The 19,270-nt window shown below is 37.0% G+C and carries 14 protein-coding genes; 6 read left to right on the forward strand and 8 right to left on the reverse strand.

From position 1 onward, the window contains the following. Window positions 1–442: 442 nt before the first annotated feature. A complete protein-coding gene (locus tag TAGGR_RS04415) occupies window positions 443–1,777 on the reverse strand; it encodes a glutamine synthetase family protein (RefSeq protein ID WP_059176136.1) in 1,335 nt (444 codons plus the stop codon). Window positions 1,778–2,247: 470 nt separating this feature from the next. Between TAGGR_RS04415 and TAGGR_RS04420 the strand changes: the two genes are divergently transcribed. The 5 genes from TAGGR_RS04420 to TAGGR_RS04440 all read left to right on the forward strand — a co-directional run bounded on the left by TAGGR_RS04420 (window position 2,248) and on the right by TAGGR_RS04440 (window position 10,059). After that, complete coding sequence (locus TAGGR_RS04420) at window positions 2,248–3,357, forward strand: class II glutamine amidotransferase domain-containing protein (protein ID WP_059176137.1); 1,110 nt, start codon at window positions 2,248–2,250, stop codon at window positions 3,355–3,357. Further along, entirely contained in the window at window positions 3,336–5,003 is a 1,668-nt protein-coding gene (locus tag TAGGR_RS04425; RefSeq protein WP_059176138.1) for a glutamate synthase-related protein, read from the forward strand. The genes TAGGR_RS04420 and TAGGR_RS04425 overlap by 22 nt, the downstream gene beginning before the upstream one ends. Then, a complete protein-coding gene (locus tag TAGGR_RS04430) occupies window positions 4,993–7,410 on the forward strand; it encodes an FAD-dependent oxidoreductase (protein WP_059176139.1) in 2,418 nt (805 codons plus the stop codon). The genes TAGGR_RS04425 and TAGGR_RS04430 overlap by 11 nt, the downstream gene beginning before the upstream one ends. Before the next feature lie 160 nt (window positions 7,411–7,570). Then, window positions 7,571–8,260, forward strand: a complete 690-nt coding sequence (locus TAGGR_RS04435) for a 4Fe-4S dicluster domain-containing protein (protein WP_059176140.1) — start codon at window positions 7,571–7,573, stop codon at window positions 8,258–8,260. After that, window positions 8,257–10,059, forward strand: a complete 1,803-nt coding sequence (locus tag TAGGR_RS04440) for an aldehyde ferredoxin oxidoreductase family protein (RefSeq protein WP_059176141.1) — start codon at window positions 8,257–8,259, stop codon at window positions 10,057–10,059. Before TAGGR_RS04435 ends, TAGGR_RS04440 begins: the two co-directional genes overlap by 4 nt. Before the next feature lie 266 nt (window positions 10,060–10,325). On the opposite strand, the gene TAGGR_RS10260 is transcribed toward TAGGR_RS04440, so the two are convergent. The 4 genes from TAGGR_RS10260 to TAGGR_RS04455 form a co-directional block, all read right to left on the reverse strand. Then, complete coding sequence (locus tag TAGGR_RS10260) at window positions 10,326–10,763, reverse strand: IS1634 family transposase (protein ID WP_082673551.1); 438 nt, start codon at window positions 10,761–10,763, stop codon at window positions 10,326–10,328. Continuing rightward, on the reverse strand, window positions 10,760–10,885 hold the full coding sequence (locus TAGGR_RS11015) for a hypothetical protein (RefSeq protein WP_269083318.1): 126 nt from the start codon (window positions 10,883–10,885) through the stop codon (window positions 10,760–10,762). Before TAGGR_RS11015 ends, TAGGR_RS10260 begins: the two co-directional genes overlap by 4 nt. A 243-nt stretch (window positions 10,886–11,128) precedes the next feature. Further along, the gene (locus TAGGR_RS04450) at window positions 11,129–12,673 is read right to left on the reverse strand and encodes a bifunctional aminoglycoside phosphotransferase/ATP-binding protein (RefSeq protein WP_059176143.1); all 1,545 of its coding nucleotides are present in this window, start codon (window positions 12,671–12,673) and stop codon (window positions 11,129–11,131) included. Between the two features lie 33 nt (window positions 12,674–12,706). Then, entirely contained in the window at window positions 12,707–14,338 is a 1,632-nt protein-coding gene (locus TAGGR_RS04455; protein WP_059176144.1) for a phosphohexomutase domain-containing protein, read from the reverse strand. A 99-nt stretch (window positions 14,339–14,437) separates the two neighbouring features. Between TAGGR_RS04455 and TAGGR_RS04460 the strand changes: the two genes are divergently transcribed. Beyond that, window positions 14,438–16,849, forward strand: coding sequence for a Lon protease family protein (locus TAGGR_RS04460; protein WP_059176145.1), 2,412 nt, complete (start codon window positions 14,438–14,440; stop codon window positions 16,847–16,849). A gap of 3 nt (window positions 16,850–16,852) precedes the next feature. Here the strand turns inward: TAGGR_RS04460 and TAGGR_RS04465 are convergent, their stop codons facing one another. Genes TAGGR_RS04465 through TAGGR_RS04475 form a run of 3 tightly spaced genes read right to left on the reverse strand, consistent with a single transcriptional unit; the run spans window position 16,853 to window position 19,270 of the window. Further along, a complete protein-coding gene (locus tag TAGGR_RS04465; protein ID WP_059176146.1) occupies window positions 16,853–17,650 on the reverse strand; it encodes a metal ABC transporter permease in 798 nt (265 codons plus the stop codon). After that, window positions 17,643–18,362, reverse strand: a complete 720-nt coding sequence (locus TAGGR_RS04470) for a metal ABC transporter ATP-binding protein (RefSeq protein WP_059176147.1) — start codon at window positions 18,360–18,362, stop codon at window positions 17,643–17,645. Before TAGGR_RS04470 ends, TAGGR_RS04465 begins: the two co-directional genes overlap by 8 nt. Further along, window positions 18,353–19,270: a metal ABC transporter substrate-binding protein gene (locus TAGGR_RS04475; RefSeq protein ID WP_059176148.1), complete on the reverse strand. Its 918-nt coding sequence runs from the start codon at window positions 19,268–19,270 to the stop codon at window positions 18,353–18,355. The genes TAGGR_RS04470 and TAGGR_RS04475 overlap by 10 nt, the downstream gene beginning before the upstream one ends.

Consider the following 19,270-nt stretch of genomic DNA (forward strand, 5'->3'; position numbering starts at 1 on the left):
ATTGAGGAACTTGACAGAGTAAGAGCGATAAAGATAAGGACGGAAAAAACAGAGGTTTATGCAAGGACAGCTGCAGAGAGAGTAATCAGATATTGAGAGCCTTAGGAGTAAAAATCCCGCCAGTAATCCTCAGAGAAATTGTAGTGGAGTAAACAGGACAGGTGCGCCCTAACATATTGAAAATAAAGAATTTTAAATTTTTAACTGTCAAAGTCGGGAAGAAGTAGGAAATATTGCCAAGTTTATAGCTTCATTGAATCCTTCAATTCCTTGTCGTTTGCTCGGTTTTTATCCAAATTTTTATATGGATGATTTTCCTTTTACTCCAAAGAAATTAGCTCACGATTGTTATGAAACTGCTTTGAATGCAGGATTAAAAAATGTCTCTATAGGAAATGTCCATTTATTAAAATAAAGGGAGGCATATGATGCCTCCCCAAAATTAAAGAATTGGCAAATATCTTTCAATTTCATAAGGAAAGATTCTTATACGATAATCATCCCACTCCTTTTTCTTGCTCTCAATAAGATTTGTAAAGATATGGTCTCCCAGAGTTTCTCTAAGTAAATCGCTTTTTTCAGCATACTCAATGGCTTCAATTAAACTGCCTGGTAAGTTATCTATTCCGAGTGCTTTTCTTTCTTCTGGATCAAGGTGATAAACATCCTTTTCAATTGGCTCAGGTAGCTTATATTTCTTTTCTACTCCTGTTAATCCAGCATTTAACATACATGCAAAGGCTAAATAGGGATTACATGAAGGGTCTGGACTGCGCAACTCAATTCTTGTTGCCTTTTCTTTCCCTGGCTTGTAAAGGGGAACTCTTATCAATGCAGACCTATTCCTTCTTGCCCAGCAGATATATACAGGAGCTTCATATCCGGGAACTAATCTTTTATAGGAATTTACCCATTGATTTAAAACGAGAGTAATTTCCTTTATGTGAGTTAGAAGTCCTGCTATATAGCTTTTTGCAATATCGGAAAGGTAGTATTTGTCTTTTGGATCAAAAAATGCGTTTTTATCTCCCTTAAAGAGTGACTGATGAGTATGCATACCACTTCCATTTTCACCAAATAGTGGTTTTGGCATAAATGTAGCATAAACACCATGCTGTTTTGCAATCTCCTTTACTACGACCCTATAAGTCATAACAATATCAGCCATTTGAAGTGCCTCGGCATACCTTAAGTCTATTTCGTGCTGTGAAGGTGCAACTTCGTGGTGTGAATATTCTACCTTAATTCCCATTTGCTCAAGAGCTAAAATAGTGTCTCTACGAAGGTCCTCTGCAGCATCAAGTGGATAGTCAAAATAACCACCTTCATCAAGAATTTCTGTTCCTTTATCTGTTTTGAAATAGAAAAACTCAAGTTCTGGACCAAGATAAAATGTATAACCTTTTTTCGAAGCTTTTTCAAGATTTGTTTTGAGAATATATCGGGGGTCTCCTTTATATGGTGTCCCGTCTGGTTCGTAAATATCACAGAACATTCTTGCTACAGGGCTTTCTTTCGGTCTCCACGGTAGAATGGCAAAAGTTGTTGGATCAGGTCTTGCAATCATGTCTGATTCATCAATTCGGGCAAAGCCATGTATTGATGAACCATCAAAACCCATACCCTCTGAGAAAGCAACCTCAAGCTCTTCTACTGGAATAGCAAAACTTTTAAGTTGTCCAAGAATATCAGTAAACCAGAGCCTAATAAATTTAATGTTCATCTCCTTGACCAGTTTCATTACATCTTTTTCATCTCTTGGCTTTGAGTAAGTCATAAGATCCTCCTTAGTTTTTAATTTTATATGAGGCAAAGCCTCTTTTTTAGAATCAAATGTTATATATACTTTAACATTTAACCAACAGACTTTAAAAATTTATCAATAATTATTTCATTTAACGGCAAACGGTTGCCATCAAAATTATCATATCAGTAAATATTTTTTTTGTCAAGAGTTTTATTCCTATGCATTTCTTCATTGGACACTCTACTGGATTGTAAGATTTTAGAGATTTTTGATGAAGAATTCTTAACTATCGTAGTATTAATTAACTGAAACTATTTGACCCGAAGGATAAGTTTTACGAGTGTTGCAGAACAAGCTTAGAAATCTCCAAAAATAATTGGGAAGTGAAAAACAGCATAAATCTGTCAATCTGAAGAAATTAAAAAAAATATTGACAAAAATGTCATTTCTTAGATATTCTAAAACAAAAGGTAACCTTTTGCCTATGGAGATAAAAAAATATGTGTAGACTGGCAGCTATAACTTCATCAAAATATTTTTCGCCAATGGAAAACATTCTTGCCCTTGAGACAATGAAAGAAGGGCACGATGGCTCTGGGCTTGGTCTTACACTTAAAGACCTTGGTGGTGAGTTTAAAGATTTGAAAGAATATCCAATTCTTTCAGGAATATGCTCAAAAAAAGGTAGAGAGACTCTTGATGCCTATATGGATGAAATGGGCTTTAAGCTTCTTTACAGATGGAGGCCTAAAATAAAGCCTGTTAAGGGAATTGTTGCAAGAGATTTTTATTTTGCCAGTGTTTATGACTATCCTGAGGAATGGAAAGACAAACCCTTTGAAGAAAAAGAACAGCTTCTTATGAATATAAGATTAACCCTGCGAAAAATGGGTGAAGCTGATGAATCTATCTTTGTTTTTTCTTTTTATCCTGATGTGATAACACTCAAAGAAGTGGGAGACCCTCTTGAGATTGCAGAATTTTTTGGACTTGATAAAGATATTCTCAAAGCTAAAATAATTTTTGCACAGGGCAGGCAGAACACCAACTATCAGATTTATCTTTATGCCTGCCATCCCTTTTTCCTTCAGGGATACTGCACAATGACAAATGGTGAAAACACAGCCTTTGTTCCTATAAGAGAGTTCCTGATGAGCAGAGGGTTCCCGGGTTACATGGGATATAACTCTGACAGCGAGGTTTTTTGTCATATTCTTCATTATTGTATGAGACAGCTCAAATTTCCACTGACTTATTATAAAGATATAATCACTCCTTTAAAATGGGAAGAAATTGAGCAAAGACCTGACAGAGAAGCTCTTTCACTTTTAAAAATGTCCCTTCGTTCATTGTGTATTGATGGTCCTAACATGGTCATAGGGTTTATTCCTGATGGAACGTGCTTTATGGTTCAGGATGCTAAAAAACTCAGACCAGGTGTTGTTGGAGGAGTACCGGGCAAATACGCATTAATGTCTGAACTTTGCGGATTAGATAAAGTTATTCCTGAAAGAGATGAATCAAAGGATATATATCCAATGAAGTATGATATGGTGATTGTATCACCTGGTGCAAAGGAGGTAAAAGTATGGAACCAGCTGCAGGCTTAAGGCTTGATTTTAACCATAAATTAACAATAAAAGAGTTTCCTTACATAATTCGCTGGAGAGAAGACAGGTGTAAAAGATGCGGACAATGTACAGCTGTATGTCCTCAGGGAGCAATCAGACCGGCTGTTAAATATATGAGAGTTATTGAATCAGGAGGAGATACTCCAAAGCCAAGGCCTGTAAGAAGAATTATTCATGTAATTGAACAGGTAAACGATATAGAGCATTACTGTACAGGCTGTGCCATCTGTGCCCTTGTTTGTCCCAACAATGCAATAGAGCCAGAGTATAATCCTCAGAATAAGTTTCTCTTTTATAAAAATCGTGGAGGAGAAGGATATAAAAGAGGCGGAAGGAGAAATGATCCAGGTGTGTCAACTCTTGACAGGCTTAAATTCACAAGAATCTCAATGCTTACAGACCCTGCTCTCGATGCTGGAAGACACGAATTCAGGGTCCGCTCATACATTGGTAGAATTCTTCCTCCTGAGGAATTACCCCTTAAAGTTGAAAATGGCAGACTTGTTGTTGATAAATCTTCAGGAAAGTTTATTCCGCCTGTAAGGGAAATCTTTCCTATAATGATTGGAAGCATGTCCATTGGTGCACTTTCTCCAACAATGTGGGAAGGACTTGCTATGGGAGTTGCCTATCTAAATGAAGTTGAAGGAATTCCTGTTGTTATGTGTTCTGGAGAAGGAGGATTTCCACCAAGACTTCTTAAATCAAGATATGTAAAATACTTTATTTTGCAAATTGCCTCAGGTTATTTTGGCTGGGACAGCATAATTCATACTTTACCGTATATGACTGAAGACCCGGCAGCAATAGAAATAAAATACGGTCAGGGTGCGAAACCAGGAGATGGTGGATTGTTGATGGCTCCAAAGGTTATAAAATTGATTGCAGAAATAAGAGGAGTTCCTCAATTTGTAGACCTTCCTTCACCACCAACTCATCAAACAAAGTACTCAATTGAAGAATCTGTTATGAAGATGATTCAGTCAATGTCAATGGCTTTTGGCTTCAGGGTACCGGTTTATCCAAAAATTTCTGGGACCAGGACTGCAAAGGCTGTGCTTAACAATCTTGCAAGAAATCCCTATGCTGCAGCACTTTGCATAGATGGTGAAGACGGTGGCACAGGTGCAGCATACAATGTTTCTCTTGACAAAATGGGACATCCAATTGCATCAAACATTAGAGAGTGCTATCTTGACCTTGTAAAACAGGGCAAACAGAACGAACTTCCACTTATTGCTGCAGGAGGAATCGGCAAAAAGGGAAATCTTGCAGCAAATGCAGCAGCGCTCATTATGCTTGGTGCCTCAGCAGTTGCTGTTGGAAAATACATAATGCAGGCAACTGCTGACTGTCTTGGCGATGAATACAACCGTTGCAATATATGTAACACAGGAAAATGTCCAAGAGGAATCACAACTCAAGACCCTAAGCTTTACAGGCGTCTTGATCCTGATAAAGTTGCAGAGAGGCTGGTAGAAGTATTTAAAGCTGCTGATGTAGAGCTTCGTAAGATATTTGCACCAATGGGAAGAAGCACAGAACTTCCAATTGGAATGTCTGATGGACTAAGTATAGATGATAAAGCAATGGCAGAGAGGTTGGAGATAAGCTATGCCTGCTAAGAAAACAACACAAAGAGAAATGCCAAAAATTGGCTTACATGAAACCCTTATACCATATGAAGAAGTGGTAAAATGGGTTGATGAAAAATCTGTAATTATTCATGGAAATGTAAAAGGAAGAAGGATTCCTTCAAGAATTCTTGAGGAATACATTCAGGAAGCTGTCAGAGAAGGTGCAAGAAATTTACATGTCTATGCCGATGGTCAACATGGAATTGGTGGAAGAATATATCCAAGAGGTGAGACTGTAAAAGTTACAGTTGAAGGACCTGTTGGACAGAGATGTGGTTCAATGGGAATGTTCGGAACAGAGATAGTGGTAAAAAATGGTGTTTCCGATGATGTTGGATGGCTTAACTGTGGGGCAAAGATTACAGTTTTGGGAGATGCAACAAATGGAGCATGGAATGCTGCTGCACAGGGAATTCTCTATGTTCAGGGAAGTGGCGGTGCAAGATGTGACACAATGACAAAACACAATCCAAGATTTGATCCCCCTCAGTCATGGTATTTCAGAGATGTGGGAGACTCTTTTGCTGAGTTTAAAGCTGGTGGGATCGCGGTTGTCTGCGGAGTAAATCCGCGAAATCCAAGAACAGTGCTTGGATACAGACCGTGTGTTGGAATGGTTGGAGGAATTATCTATTTCCGTGGCAGAATTGAGGGTTACAGTGAAAGAGATGTAAAACTTCTGGAACTCAGTGAACAGGACTGGCAGTGGTTATGTGAAAATCTTAAGCCATTTCTTACTGCCATTGACAGAATGGATTACTATGATGAACTCACAAAAGATATCGGGCAATGGCATAAACTTGTCCCATATACACCACAGGAAAGAAGAAGGAGAAGATGGTTTAAGATTAGCATGGAGGAATTCAGAAAAAACTACTGGGAAAAAGAAGTTGGACAGGGAGGAATTTTTGCAGAATACATTGACCACGAACCAACTGTTATACCATACATTGTAACTGGAAAATATCGTAGATTTAAGCCTGTTTGGGCAAATGAAAAATATGCACCACCCTGTGCATATAGCTGTCCAACAAATATACCAACGCATAAGAGAACAGCACTTATAAGACTTGGAAAAGTTAAAGAGGCATTAGAACTTGTTCTTGAGTACAGCCCTCTTCCTGCCACAGTTTGTGGGATGATTTGTCCAAATCTTTGTATGCAGGCATGCACTCGTGGAAGAATTGATGCTCCTATTTCTGCAAAAGAGCTTGGTAAAGCTTCAGCTTTGCTTCCTCCTCCAAAGAAGGCAGAGCCAACAGGACACAAAGTTGCAGTAATTGGTGCAGGACCTGCTGGAATGTCTGTTGCATGGCAACTAAGCCTTAAAGGACATACTGTAACAGTATATGAAGCAACAGACAAAATTGGTGGGAAAATAGAGCTTTGTATCCCTGAGCACAGACTTGACAAAAGAATACTTCACATGGAAATAGAAAGATTTAAGGAAGTTGTTCAAGATATTCGTCTTAATACACGGGTTACAAAAGAGCTTTTTGAAACAATACGTAAAGAAAACGAATTTGTTGTAATAGCGGTTGGAGCACACAAACCAAGAAAAATTCCTTTCCCTGGCTCAGAGCATGCTATCTCAGCCTATGAATTTTTAAGGGCAATAAATGAAGGTAAAACCTTTGATCTTAAAGAAAAAAAAGTGGTAATAATTGGTGCTGGTAATGTTGGAATGGATGCTGCGGTGGAAGCTTACCTGTGTGGAGCAGAAAAAGTAACTGCAGTTGATATTCAAAAACCAGCATCTTTCGGAGCAGAGCTTGAACGGGCACAACAGAAGGGTGTTGAAATCCTCTGGCCAAAGTTTACTGAAAAGTATGTTCCCGAGGAAAAGAAAATATACTTCAAGGATGGAACAACTCTTGATGCAGATTTTGTAATTATGGCAATAGGTGATATGCCTGACCTTGATTTTATTCAGCCACAGATTCATACTGAAAAGGGCTGGGTTGTTATAAATGAATTTTTCCAGACTTCAGATCCAAAAGTTTACGCAATTGGTGATGTAACAGGCTTAGGACTTGTAACTCATGCAATTGGGCATGGAAGAATTCTTGCTCAATATCTACATGGAGAATTGATGCATGCACCTGTAACAAGGGATTTAAGGCAGAGAATACCCTATGAAAAAATCAAACTTGACTACTATGAAAGATGCCGTGCTACATCTTCCCTTGAGCAGGAGGCAGAAAGGTGTCTCAGTTGTGGCTCATGCAGGGATTGCCACATGTGTGAAATGACCTGTTACTGGGGTGCAATAAGCAGAGTGGAAAAACCTGATGGAAGATATGAGTATGTGGTTGATGACAATAAATGCATTGCCTGTGGCTTCTGTGTCGGAATATGTCCCTGCGGTGTGTGGGAGATGGTTGAGAATATTTAAAATTTATAAATCAATTTCTGGCTACTAACTATCAGTTAGTAGCCTTTTTTATAAAATTGCTCAATCTAAAATGATTTCTGTTATCTTTTCTTTAGCTTTTACCACATTCCATTCAATCTTAGTATATAATTGATTATAATCTATCCATTGGGAGGAAAAAATGAGGAAAACGGAAAGTTTTACAAGAAGGGAATTTATAAAAGCTGCCGGGATAGGTGCTGCATTGGTTTTTGCTGGTAAATGGGGAATTCATTCAATAGCATGGGCTGGTTCAGATAAAAGAACGCTCAGGATGATTCTTGTTGATTACAGTAAATGCACAGGATGCAGAACCTGTGAGGCTGTATGCTCTTCATGGAATAATCCCGTAACAATTAATGGTGAAAAAATTCCAGGGCTTGGGAATCCAGTTTATTCAAACATAAAAGTTGTAAGTTTCAATCCAGATGTTGATGTCCCAAATGTGTGTGCCATGTGTCCTGATGCACCATGTGTAAATTCATGTCCTGTTGAGCCAGACCCTAAAACAGGAATAAAAGCTCTTTACAGAGATAAAAAAACTTTGACAATAAAAAATGACCCTGCCCGTTGCATAGGCTGTGGAAACTGTGCCCGAGCCTGTGCTGAACAGAGAAAAGGTGTTATAGAGCTTGACTCAAAAACAGGCAAACCAAGAGGAATCTGTACTCTTTGTAATGGTGACCCCCAATGTGTAAAACACTGCCCCTTTGATGCTCTTTCCTATGTTGAGGTTAATGAAAAACAAAAATTTTATGGACTATCACCAGAAAAAATTGCCTCTATACTGGCAAAACATTGGTATGACACGGATTTAGGAGGTGTTAAATGAAGATAAAAGGATATCACGGTAAAATACTGAAAATAGACCTTACAACAGGTAAAATTGAAAAAATAGCTCTCAAAGAGGAAGACCTTGTTAAATTTGTTGGTGGACGGGGTCTTGGGGTGAAACTACTCTGGGATAATCTAAAAAAACCAGGAGTTGATCCCCTTTCACCTGAAAATCCACTTATCTTTATGACAGGACCTTTTTCAGGCTTTTCAGTTCCTTCAGCCTCAAGAACATGTGTGGTTACAAAATCTCCAATAACATCACCTCTTCGCTCTCCCTATCCTCATGCATCTACAGTAACCTACTCAAATGTTGGAGGTTTCTTTGGTCCTGAGCTGAAAATGGCAGGCTATGATGGAATTATGATTACAGGAAAAGCAAATGAACTATGCTACATCGTCATAGAAGACGATAAGGTATATATTCGTGATGCAAAAAAATTTAAAGGTATGCGCACAGATGCTTTTGACAAGGCGTTCCTTAAAGAGCTTGGAGACAGAAGATTTAAAACTGTATATATCGGACCTGCAGGTGAAAATCTCGTTCGTTATGCAAGCATACTTCATACATCTGCCCGTGCTGCAGGAAGAGGTGGAGTGGGATGTGTGATGGGCTCAAAAAACTTAAAAGCAATAGCAGTAAAAGGTAGCATACAGCCTGATGTTGCCAATCATAAAAAATTTATCGCTATGGTTGAGAAAGCCCGATTAGCTCTTAAAAACTCTCCAAATACAAAAAACTGGAGGGATTACGGAACCGCTGGATATATTGTAAAAAGTAGTGATCAGGGTACAGAGACTGTTCGTAACTTCCGAGAGGGAACTTTCCCTGAAGCATACAAAATTGGTGCAGAAACTGCAAGAAGAGATGTATGGGTAAGAAACATTGCCTGTATGTACTGTCCTCTGGCATGTAAAAAAAGTGGACGTACAAAGGGTAAATATGGTGGAATTGTCCATGATGGACCAGAGTATGAAACAGGTACAATGCTTGGTTCAAATCTTTTGATATCTGATATGGCTGGCTTACTTAAGATAATCTACAATGTGGATGATCTCGGGCTTGATGCTATTTCAACTGGAGCAGTGATTGGCTTTCTCATGGAAGCCTATGAAAAAGGTATTATTGATCAGAAATTCCTTGACGGAATTGATCTTAAATGGGGAAGTGTAGACGCAACTCTTGCCATTATAGAAAAAATCGCATACAGGGATGGAGTTGGAGACCTTGCATCAAAGGGAGTAAAAGTGCTCTCTCAAAAAATAGGACAGGGAAGCGAAAAGTTTGCCATTCATGTTAAAGGTCTTGAACTTGCTGCTCACAATATTCAGGCAAATCCGCCAAGAGCTCTATGCTATGCCACAGCAAACAGGGGTGGATGCCATCTTAATGGAGACAGTGTAACCATGCAGAATTTCAGAGCAATGATTGACTCAACAGGAGTTTGTTTTTTTGCTGCCATGGATAGTGTTTATGAGGAACCATTGATTTCCCTTCTAAGTGCAATCACAGGAATTGATTATGATAAGGCTGAATTTTTAAAAGCCGGTGAAAGAGTTTTTAATCTTGAAAAGATGTTCAATTATCGTGAAGGATTCCGTCGTGAAGATGACTGGCTACCTGATAGATTTTTTGAAGATGCCTTTACCATAGGACCTAAAAAAGGTGCTGTACTTGATAGAGATAAATTCCGTGAAATTCTCACTCAATATTACAAAGAAAGAGGCTGGGATGCGCAAACCACAAAGCCTGCAGAGGCAAAACTAAAAGAGCTTGGTCTGGATAAGATTACTTAAAACTGCCGATAGAGAATTTATTTGTATAACCTCAGAAGCTTTTTTCGGTTTCTGAGGTTACTTCTCAAAAAAGGTTTTGTAAAAATTCCTTGCGCGATGGGAGTATTCTGTGTTTATTTTTTCTGCTTCATTGAGGATTTTTTTCCCGACTTTGACAGTTAAAAATTTAAAATCATTTATTTTCAATATGTTAGGGTGCACCTGTCCTGTTTACTCCACTACAACTTCTCTGAGGATTACTGGCGGGATTTTTACTCCTAAGGCTCTCAATATCTGATTACTCTCTCTGCAGCTGTCCTTGCATAAACCTCTGTTTTTTCCGTCCTTATCTTTATCGCTCTTACTCTGTCAAGTTCCTCAATCGCTTGCTCTGCCGTTATGTAAAGCCCTGCCTCTGTTAACTTCCTCTGTATTACTCTTAATACGTAAAAGCTTAAAAAACATAGCATTATATGTCCCTTTATCCTTCTTTCTGTCCAGTGATACACGGGTCTCAGGTCAAGACTGCTTTTCATGCATCTGAATGATTCCTCTATCTTGTATAGCATTTTGTATGCTCCAAGGACTTGCTCCTCTGTAAGATGGCTGTTGTTTGTTACATATCCAAAATATCCGTCCCATCGGGACTCCTGCTTTATTTTCTCTTTATCTATGGATACCTCTTTATGCTTTACTCTCAGGTATTTGCTGTAAGAGGGCTTTATAAGGCTTTTTTGACCTTGATTGAGTTTTCTCTTAAGCCAAGTTCATCCCTGTAGGAATGGACAAGCTGTAGATATGTTATTGGTTTGTGCTTTGAGCCACCTTTTACTCTTCGGATAAACATATTTGTGCTTCTAATTTAGATTACTACGATGGTAAAGTGCGATAAAGACAAATAATTTATGTTACTACAAAATGGAGAAAAATTATAAAGTTAAAAAATGAAAATGTAGAAAAATCAAAGAGTTAGGTTTTGTGGAAGGGGTAATTTTGAGCTTAAACTGTCAAAGTCAGGAAAAAAGTTTAAAACTTTTTGAATCTTATATCAGTTCACTAAAATAGCGAGAGAACCAAGAGGATGTTCATACTATTTTCCGTAAACTCTTTTAATTAAAAATTCTATCAGATCAGTTTGTTCTGAAGTATCAAGTTTTATTAATCTTTCCTCGGGAATTTCATCAGGTTGTTCAAACTTTTCCTTCTGGGCTAAATATATCTCCCAGCGAGCATCTGATATGTCCTCTGATTCCCGGCGTTTCATAAATCTTTCCTTAACAATGCTGTCTTCTGCAGTGCACCATATAAAGTAAACATCTGCAAAGTTAAGCTCCTTAAGCACAGCCTCTCTAAAGACTCTTTCACGAAAAGTGGCATCTAAAATTACGTCCCTGCCTATCATGAGACTTTCCCTCGCAAGCTCTATCATTTTTTTGTAAGTCTTTTCTGTGAATTCTTTACTGTAAATTCCCTTTTCAAAGGGCTCATAGTGATGCTCTGTTGGTGCGATTCCTACAAGGCTTTTACGAACTATGTCAGAGGGAATCCATTCAGCAAGTGTAAATTCACTTACTTTTCTTGCAAGGGTTGACTTGCCTGTTCCAGAAAGTCCGAAGACAACAAAAATCTTTGGCTTACCCTTAGCATAAAGATAGGCAAGGTCAAAGTATTTTTGTGCCTCTTTCAAAGCCTCTTTCCTCTTTTCTTCAGATAAAGCAGTATCTTCAGATGTAAAGCATCCGATTTTTCCCCTCACATAGGCACGATAGCATTTGTAAAAATTAAGAAGTTTCGGCAAATCCCTGTCACCTGATTTTTCGACATAGGTTTTAACAAAGTACTCTGAAAGCTCTCTGTAACCATGAAAATCTAAATCCATGCTTAAAAAAGCTATATCAGAGGCAACATCGCCACATCTGAATCTTTCATTAAACTCAATGCAGTCAAAGATGTAAACTTTTTTCAGGTTATCAAAGCATATATTTGCAGAGTAAAGGTCTCCATGTCCTTCACGGATAAAGCCTTCTTTAATGCGAGTTTCAAACAATGTCCTGCTTTCTCTTATAAAAGCCCTTGTCCAGTTGACAATCTCATTGTATCTCCATTTATTCAGGGCTCTTCCAACAAAACGCTCTGTCTGACTAAAGTTTTCTTCAGTATTAAAGGAAATGGTATCAATACTACCATGCTCATCAACTCCTCTGCCGGTTTTAGCCTTTTTATAAAAAGGAACGAGTAAATCAACAATTAAATCAATGTGTTTTTCTGTTAATGCTCGCTCTTTCAGGATTTTTTGCATCATCCCATTTTCTGGAAGTCTATTCATCTTTACAGCATACTCAACGATGTTTTCGCTGTTTTCCAACTTATAACCCTCAGAAGTCTGAGATATTGGGACAACGCCAAGATAAATATCAGGACAGAGCCTTCTGTTAAGCTCAACTTCCTTTTCACAGTAAAGCTTTCTTAGTTCAAGGGTTGTAAAGTCAAGAAAGCCAAAGTTCACAGGCTTTTTAATTTTGTAAACAGTCTCATCAACGACAAAAACATAGGAAATATGGGTCTGTATTACTGTTAATTCTTTTGGTTTTATGGGAAAAGACTCTTTTTTAAGCTCCTTAGCCCAGTTTATCATTCTTCTCCTATATAATGCATAAAGATATTCTACTTAAGATAACATACATTGAACACCTTCTATGCAGATTTTCTTTGCCAGTTTTGTAGCCTCTTCAATAAGATAGTCTTTCTCTTCCATGTTTTTTGTTTCCACATAAATACGAATTTTAGGTTCTGTGCCTGATGGCCTTATCATAATCCATGATAGATCATCAAATACAATTTTGATTCCGTCAATGTCTATGATATTAAGAATCTTTTTCTTCAGTTTTCCTATTTCAAATGAATCTCCTGCTTTAAAGTAATCTTTCAATGCATAGACATGCTTTTTCACATGAGGACCAAAGTTTTCACGGGATATCTCAAAACCTGTTCTATCAGAATAATATCTTCCATAAATAGATTCAATTTCTTCAAGATAGTCACTAAGATTCTTGCCTAATGTAGCCATCATTTCAAGGGCAAGTAAACAACCAAAGAGTGCATCTTTTTCAAGAGTGTGATTTTGTGCTGATATTCCATCAGACTCTTCAAATGCAACAACTGCCTTTTCCTTTGCCTCAGGCAACAGATAGGGTCTAAAATGTTTGAATCCTACTTTTGTCTCAACTACCTCAACTCCTAATTCTTTTGCAATGGCATTCACAAAATTGCTTGTTCCAACACTTTTTGCCACAATGCCTCTCAAACCTTTGTAACTGTAAAGATAATGAAATGCCATTGCACCAAAGTAATTCATAGGAATCTGTCTATTCATATCCGCAAAACGAACTCTGTCTGAGTCAGGATCAATTATGGCTGCAAATCCTAATGAGTCTCTCTTTAAATAGGATAAAGCAAGCCTTAAGTTTATCTCACTTGGTTCAGGAGAAAGACCTTCAAATAAAGGATCATTGTCTTTCCTTAAACATATAAAAGTTCCTGGCTTTAATGAAAGAATTCTTGCAAGTTTACCTCTACTTGTTCCATACATATGGTCAATTGCACAAATTGGCTTTTCAGTCTCTATGAAGTCTCTGATTTTTCCTAGATCAAGAAGTCCTCTTTTCTTAATGAAACCTATGTAGAGTTCTGTCAGATCTATTCTGTCAATCTTCTCTGGTTTTACACTCTTTACCTCTTTAGATGTTTTCATAATTTCATTTGCAAGTGTTTCAATCGGTTTCGTAAGCTCTTCTGGAGCTGGTCCTCCATCAGAAGGGTTTAATTTAAATCCTCCATAATTTGCTGGATTATGACTTGGTGTTAGATTAATTGAAGCTGCTGCACCAAGTTCAACAACTGCCGCTGAAAACTCAGGAGTTGAAGCTTCACCTGCATAGTAACATTTTATTCCTTCCGACTGAAGCAATCCTATTACTTCATAGGCAAAGTCTTTCCCAAGAATTCTCGTGTCATGTCCAACAATTACTCCTCTTTCTTTGAATTCATTAAAAGAGCTGACACCTATAGCATTTAAAATTTTGCTATCCTCACTTTTTACTGCCTCAATAATTGCTTTTGCGAGCACTCTTACATTCTGCATTGTAAAGTCAGAGCCTATTTCTCCACGCCAGCCAGATGTTCCAAAATGAATTTCTGCGGGCTCAGTATTTTCCTTTGCAAGTTTTTCTATCTCTATCAGAAGGTGTCTCTTATTCCCAGGATCTTTTAAAATTTCTCTCCATAGAAGGGATGCCTTCATAGAACACCTCCTTAGTTTTACTTCAATTATAAACATCTTTGCATGTCAAAGGCAAAATTTAATGGTATAATATGAAAAATATGGCGAAGGGGGACAGAAATGGCAAAAAAACTACAGGCAGAAGAAGTCTATAAAAAATGTGATGACAAAATATTTGATTTTGAAACAACTGAAGAATTGCCACCACTTACAGGAACAATTGGACAGGACAGAGCCATCGCATCCTTAGAATTCGGTTTAAATTTACCTGCAAAGGGTTTTAACATATATGCCCTTGGTGAACAGGGCACAGGAAAAATGCGGGCAATAAGAACACTTCTTTCTGAAAAAGCAAAACAGGAACCTGTGCCACCTGACTGGTGCTATGTATATAACTTTAAAAACCCTGATGCTCCAATTGCTATTAGTTTACCGGCTGGTAAGGCAGTAGAGTTTCAGAAAGACATGGAAAATCTTGTTAACACATTAAAAGTAGAAATTCCAAAGGCTTTTGAATCAAAAGAGTATGATAAACAAAGAAATAAAATTCTTGAAGATTTTCAGCAAAAGCAGAAGGAATGGTTTTCTGCGGTAGAAGAAGAAGCAAGAACAAAAGGCTTTGCAATTCGTAAAGCTCTTGCAGGGCTAATAATTGTTCCTATCAAGAGAGATGGAGAGCCTCTTACAGAAGAAGAGTTTCAGGCACTTGATCCCGATACAAGACAAAAAATTGATGAACTTGGCAAAATGCTTCAGGAAAAACTCGATGACGTAGTAAGAGCTGTTAAAGAAGCGGAAAAACTTGTAAAAGATATGCTCATAAGACTTGAACGTCAGATTGCACTTGATGTGATAGAGCAGCCAATTGAAGAGCTTAAGAAAAAATACTCTTTTAACGAAAAAATAGTACACTATCTTGAAGCTGTCAGGGAGGATATCCTAAATAATCTTCAGGATTTTAAAATTCAGGAAGAGGCTGTCCCACCTATGCCTCCTTTCATGAAAATTCAGAGGGAAGTTTCTTTTTCCAAATACAGCGTGAATGTTCTTGTCGATAATTCTTCAACTCAGGGAGCTCCGGTTATATATGAACCAAATCCTACATATCTCAACCTTTTTGGAAGAATTGAGTATAAAATTCAATATGGAATGGCAATTACTGATTTTACAATGATTAAACCTGGCTCTCTTCATAGGGCAAATGGAGGATATATTGTAATAGATGCTCTTTCACTCCTTAAAAATCTCTTTTCCTATGATGCATTAAAAAGAGCATTGAGAAGCAAAGAAATACGAATAGAAGATGTATGGGAACAATATAGACTTATAACCACAACCACTCTGAGACCAGAGCCAGTTCCATTGAATGTCAAGGTCATTTTAACTGGAACACCATTTCTTTATTACATACTTTACAACTATGATGAAGAATACAGAGAGCTTTTTAAAGTCAAGGCAGATTTTGATATAAGAATGCCAAGAACCGAAGAAAATATGAAAAAATATGCCCAGTTTATTGCACTCTGTCAAAAAGATGAAGGACTTCTTCCATTTCATAAATCGGCAGTTGCTAAAATTGTTGAATATGGCTCTAGACTGGCAGAACATCAGGAAAAGCTTTCAACTCAATTCAGCAGCATTGCAGACCTCATAAGAGAATCCCATTTTTGGGCCAAAAAAGATGGAAAAGATACAGTTTATGCTGAGCATGTAAATAAAGCCCTTGAACAGAAAATTTATAGATCAGCAAGTATAGAGGAAAAACTTAGAGAGTTAATTCTTGAGGATGTTTTGATTGTTGAAACATCTGGCAAAAAAGTTGGGCAGATTAACGGGCTTGCTGTTATTGACCTTGGTGATTATAGTTTCGGTAAACCCTCACGAATTACTGCAAGAACCTATCTTGGAAAGGCAGGAATTGTAAACATTGAAAGAGAAACAAAGATGTCTGGAAAGATTCATGAAAAGGCAGTTATGATTCTTTCAAGCTATCTATGGAGCAAATATGCAATTAAAAAACCAATAAGTCTGAGCGCATCTCTTACATTTGAACAGCTTTATGAGATGATAGAAGGTGACAGTGCTACCTGTGCTGAACTTTATGCACTTTTAAGTAGCATCGCTGAAATTCCTCTTAAACAAAACATTGCTGTTACAGGCTCTATGGATCAAAGAGGAGAGGTCCAGCCAGTCGGTGGAATAAATGAGAAAATTGAAGGATTTTTTGAACTTTGTAAAATCAGAGGACTTGATGGAACTCATGGAGTAATTATTCCAAGAAGAAATGTAAGACATCTTATGCTAAAGGAGGAAATTCAAAAAGCTATTAAAGAAGGTGCTTTCCATATCTATGCTATTGACTATGCAGAGGAAGGGCTTGAAATTCTTACAGATATGCCAGCAGGTGAACTTAAACCGGATGGAACATATCCAGAAGGCACTATAAACTATCTTGTCATGAAAAAGCTTGAAGAGATGTCAGAGTTGTTTAAGAAAAAAGAAAAAGATGAAGAAAAGAAGAATGAAAAATAAAACTTATTTAAAGACTTTAAAAATTAAAGAAACTAAAAAGAAAAAAATCAAAACAGTTGAGATTGCTGCACCAAGAGGAATTCCTGAATAATAGGAGAGAAAAATTCCTGCGTAGGATGATAAAAGAGAAAAAATAACTGATAAAATTACGGTGTTTCTTAGGGTTTTACAGAATTGCATTGCAGTCAGTGGAGGGATAATCATAAGAGCACCAATTAATAGAGCTCCCATTGTTTTTATTGAGATAGAAATTGAAAGAGCTACTGCAATGGCAAAGAGCATTTTAACAACAGTTGTATTAATTCCACAGGCATGAGCTATTTCTTCATCAATGCAAAGATTTAGCAATTTCTTATGATATTTAAATAAAAAACTCAAACAAACTAAAGCAGTGGCAATAATAAGGTAAACATCTTCATTTGTTACAGTAGAGAGACTTCCAAAAAGTATACTCATTATTGAACCAGTATTTTCAGCAAAAGTTATAAAAACTACTGAAAGGGCAACACCGGCATAAAGAAAAAATGAGAGAGAACCTTCTGCTGGAAGCCTGTCTCTTGACCTGAGCTGTTCAACAGAAATAGCCACCATAATGCTTAAGAAGATAAGCAAAATAAGAGAATTTATTTTAAAAAAAATACTTAATGCAATTGCTAAAAAACCAACATGAGCAAGAGTATCTGCAAAAAAGGCATATCTGCGCAATAGCAAAAAAACTCCAAAAATCGGAGCTAAAGGCGCTATAAAACTTATAACTATAAAAGCCCTTTTTATTATGTTTAACTCAAAAATCTCAAACATCTCTATGAAGAAAAACCGCCTGTTCAGGATATAACATCTTCATATATTCATCTTTGAGAATTCTCTGAGGCTCACCAAGACATACAACTTTTCTATTCAAACACATAATACAGTTTACTTCATGAGCAAAAGTTGCTATATCATGAGTTACTACAACTATTGTAATTCCAAAATTCTGATTAAGATCCTCAAGTATTTGAAAAACTTCATCCATTGAATAAGGGTCTATGTATGTAGTTGGCTCATCAAGTAGTAAAATTTTTGGTTGTAAGGCAATAGCTCTTGCAAGAAATGCCTTTTGTCGCTGACCACCAGAAAGTTCCCTCAGTGACTTCTTTTTTAAATGGGAAATCTTGAAAACATCCAGAGCCCAATCAATATGATGCTTTTTAATTCTTTCATATCCGCTTTTAACAAGTTCTTCTACGGTAATTGGAAATTCATATATGGTCTGGGATATTCTTTGAGGAAGATATCCTATAGTCTGTGATTTTAAATAATCCTGCGGTCTCATTCCATAGATCAATACTTCACCTTTATGAGGTTTTATTATACCCAGTATCAGTCTGAGCAAAGTCGTTTTCCCTGCTCCATTTGGTCCGATGATTCCAAGATAACATCTCTCAGGTATTTCAAGATTAATATCTTCAAGTACAAAAATGCTGTCAAATGAGTAATAAACATTTTTTAAAGTAATAGCACTTACTGGCATTTTAATGCAGTCTTTAAGGTTTTTAGATTTTCATGCATTGTATGAAAGTAATCAATCTTATTTTGGGGCAATGAAGTATGAAGAGTGTTAAATTTTAATATTTTTGCTCCTGTTTCTTCTGATAAGGCTTTAGCAATTTTATCTCCTTCAGGCTCAGAAATAATATAGTCGATTGAGTTTTTCTTCATAACCTCTTTAAGTTGTTTTATTTTTTTTAAAGAAGGCTCCTGTTCTGGTTCATGGACAATAAAGTAAGAGTAAAATCCATATCTTGCCTGAAGATAATTTAAGAATTCATGAGTAATTATTACATCTTTCAAGGCACAGTTTGATAACTCCTTTTTATAAAGATTATCAAGTTCCTTTAACTTTGCCTCATATATTGAAAAATTTTTTTCATAAAGCTCTTTTCTTTCAGGTGCAATCTGCTCAACTGCATTTTTTATAGCTTTTATCATTTCTGTAACCAATACCGGATCTAACCATATATGAGGGTCTATTTCATTTGATGAAGAGTATTTTCTAAATTGAATGCTATCCTGAAGCCTGACCAACTTTACTCCTTTTTGAGTAAATTCGTTTCTTATTTTATCAAGCCATCGGTCAATATCTGTATCTCCAAGATAAACTATCATGTCTGCGTTTGAAAGTTTTTGAATATCCTTTAGGGAAGGCTCAAAATTATGAGGATCAACTCCCTGAGGCATTAAACTCTCAACCTGAGCCTCTGGAATTATCCACTTTGTAAACTCTTCAAGAGGATAAAGACTTGTATAAACTAATATAGACTTTGAAGTTTTCTCAGGCTTTCCTGAACATGACAGTAAAAAAACTGTCACAGAGAAGATTAAAAAAAGGGAAATTATGAAGTTGAACCTTGAATCTTGAACGTTGAACTTTCTTTTCAT

Source organism: Thermodesulfovibrio aggregans (assembly GCF_001514535.1).
Lineage (GTDB): Bacteria > Nitrospirota > Thermodesulfovibrionia > Thermodesulfovibrionales > Thermodesulfovibrionaceae > Thermodesulfovibrio > Thermodesulfovibrio aggregans.

Coding starts and splice junctions, on each gene's coding strand:
- TAGGR_RS04415 (WP_059176136.1), bottom strand. CDS start 1,777: ATGACTTACTCAAAGCCAAGAGATGAAAAAGATGTAATGAAACTGGTC.
- TAGGR_RS04420 (WP_059176137.1), top strand. CDS start 2,248: ATGTGTAGACTGGCAGCTATAACTTCATCAAAATATTTTTCGCCAATG.
- TAGGR_RS04425 (WP_059176138.1), top strand. CDS start 3,336: ATGGAACCAGCTGCAGGCTTAAGGCTTGATTTTAACCATAAATTAACA.
- TAGGR_RS04430 (WP_059176139.1), top strand. CDS start 4,993: ATGCCTGCTAAGAAAACAACACAAAGAGAAATGCCAAAAATTGGCTTA.
- TAGGR_RS04435 (WP_059176140.1), top strand. CDS start 7,571: ATGAGGAAAACGGAAAGTTTTACAAGAAGGGAATTTATAAAAGCTGCC.
- TAGGR_RS04440 (WP_059176141.1), top strand. CDS start 8,257: ATGAAGATAAAAGGATATCACGGTAAAATACTGAAAATAGACCTTACA.
- TAGGR_RS11015 (WP_269083318.1), bottom strand. CDS start 10,885: ATGTTTATCCGAAGAGTAAAAGGTGGCTCAAAGCACAAACCAATAACA.
- TAGGR_RS04450 (WP_059176143.1), bottom strand. CDS start 12,673: ATGATAAACTGGGCTAAGGAGCTTAAAAAAGAGTCTTTTCCCATAAAA.
- TAGGR_RS04455 (WP_059176144.1), bottom strand. CDS start 14,338: ATGAAGGCATCCCTTCTATGGAGAGAAATTTTAAAAGATCCTGGGAAT.
- TAGGR_RS04460 (WP_059176145.1), top strand. CDS start 14,438: ATGGCAAAAAAACTACAGGCAGAAGAAGTCTATAAAAAATGTGATGAC.
- TAGGR_RS04465 (WP_059176146.1), bottom strand. CDS start 17,650: ATGTTTGAGATTTTTGAGTTAAACATAATAAAAAGGGCTTTTATAGTT.
- TAGGR_RS04470 (WP_059176147.1), bottom strand. CDS start 18,362: ATGCCAGTAAGTGCTATTACTTTAAAAAATGTTTATTACTCATTTGAC.
- TAGGR_RS04475 (WP_059176148.1), bottom strand. CDS start 19,270: ATGAAAAGAAAGTTCAACGTTCAAGATTCAAGGTTCAACTTCATAATT.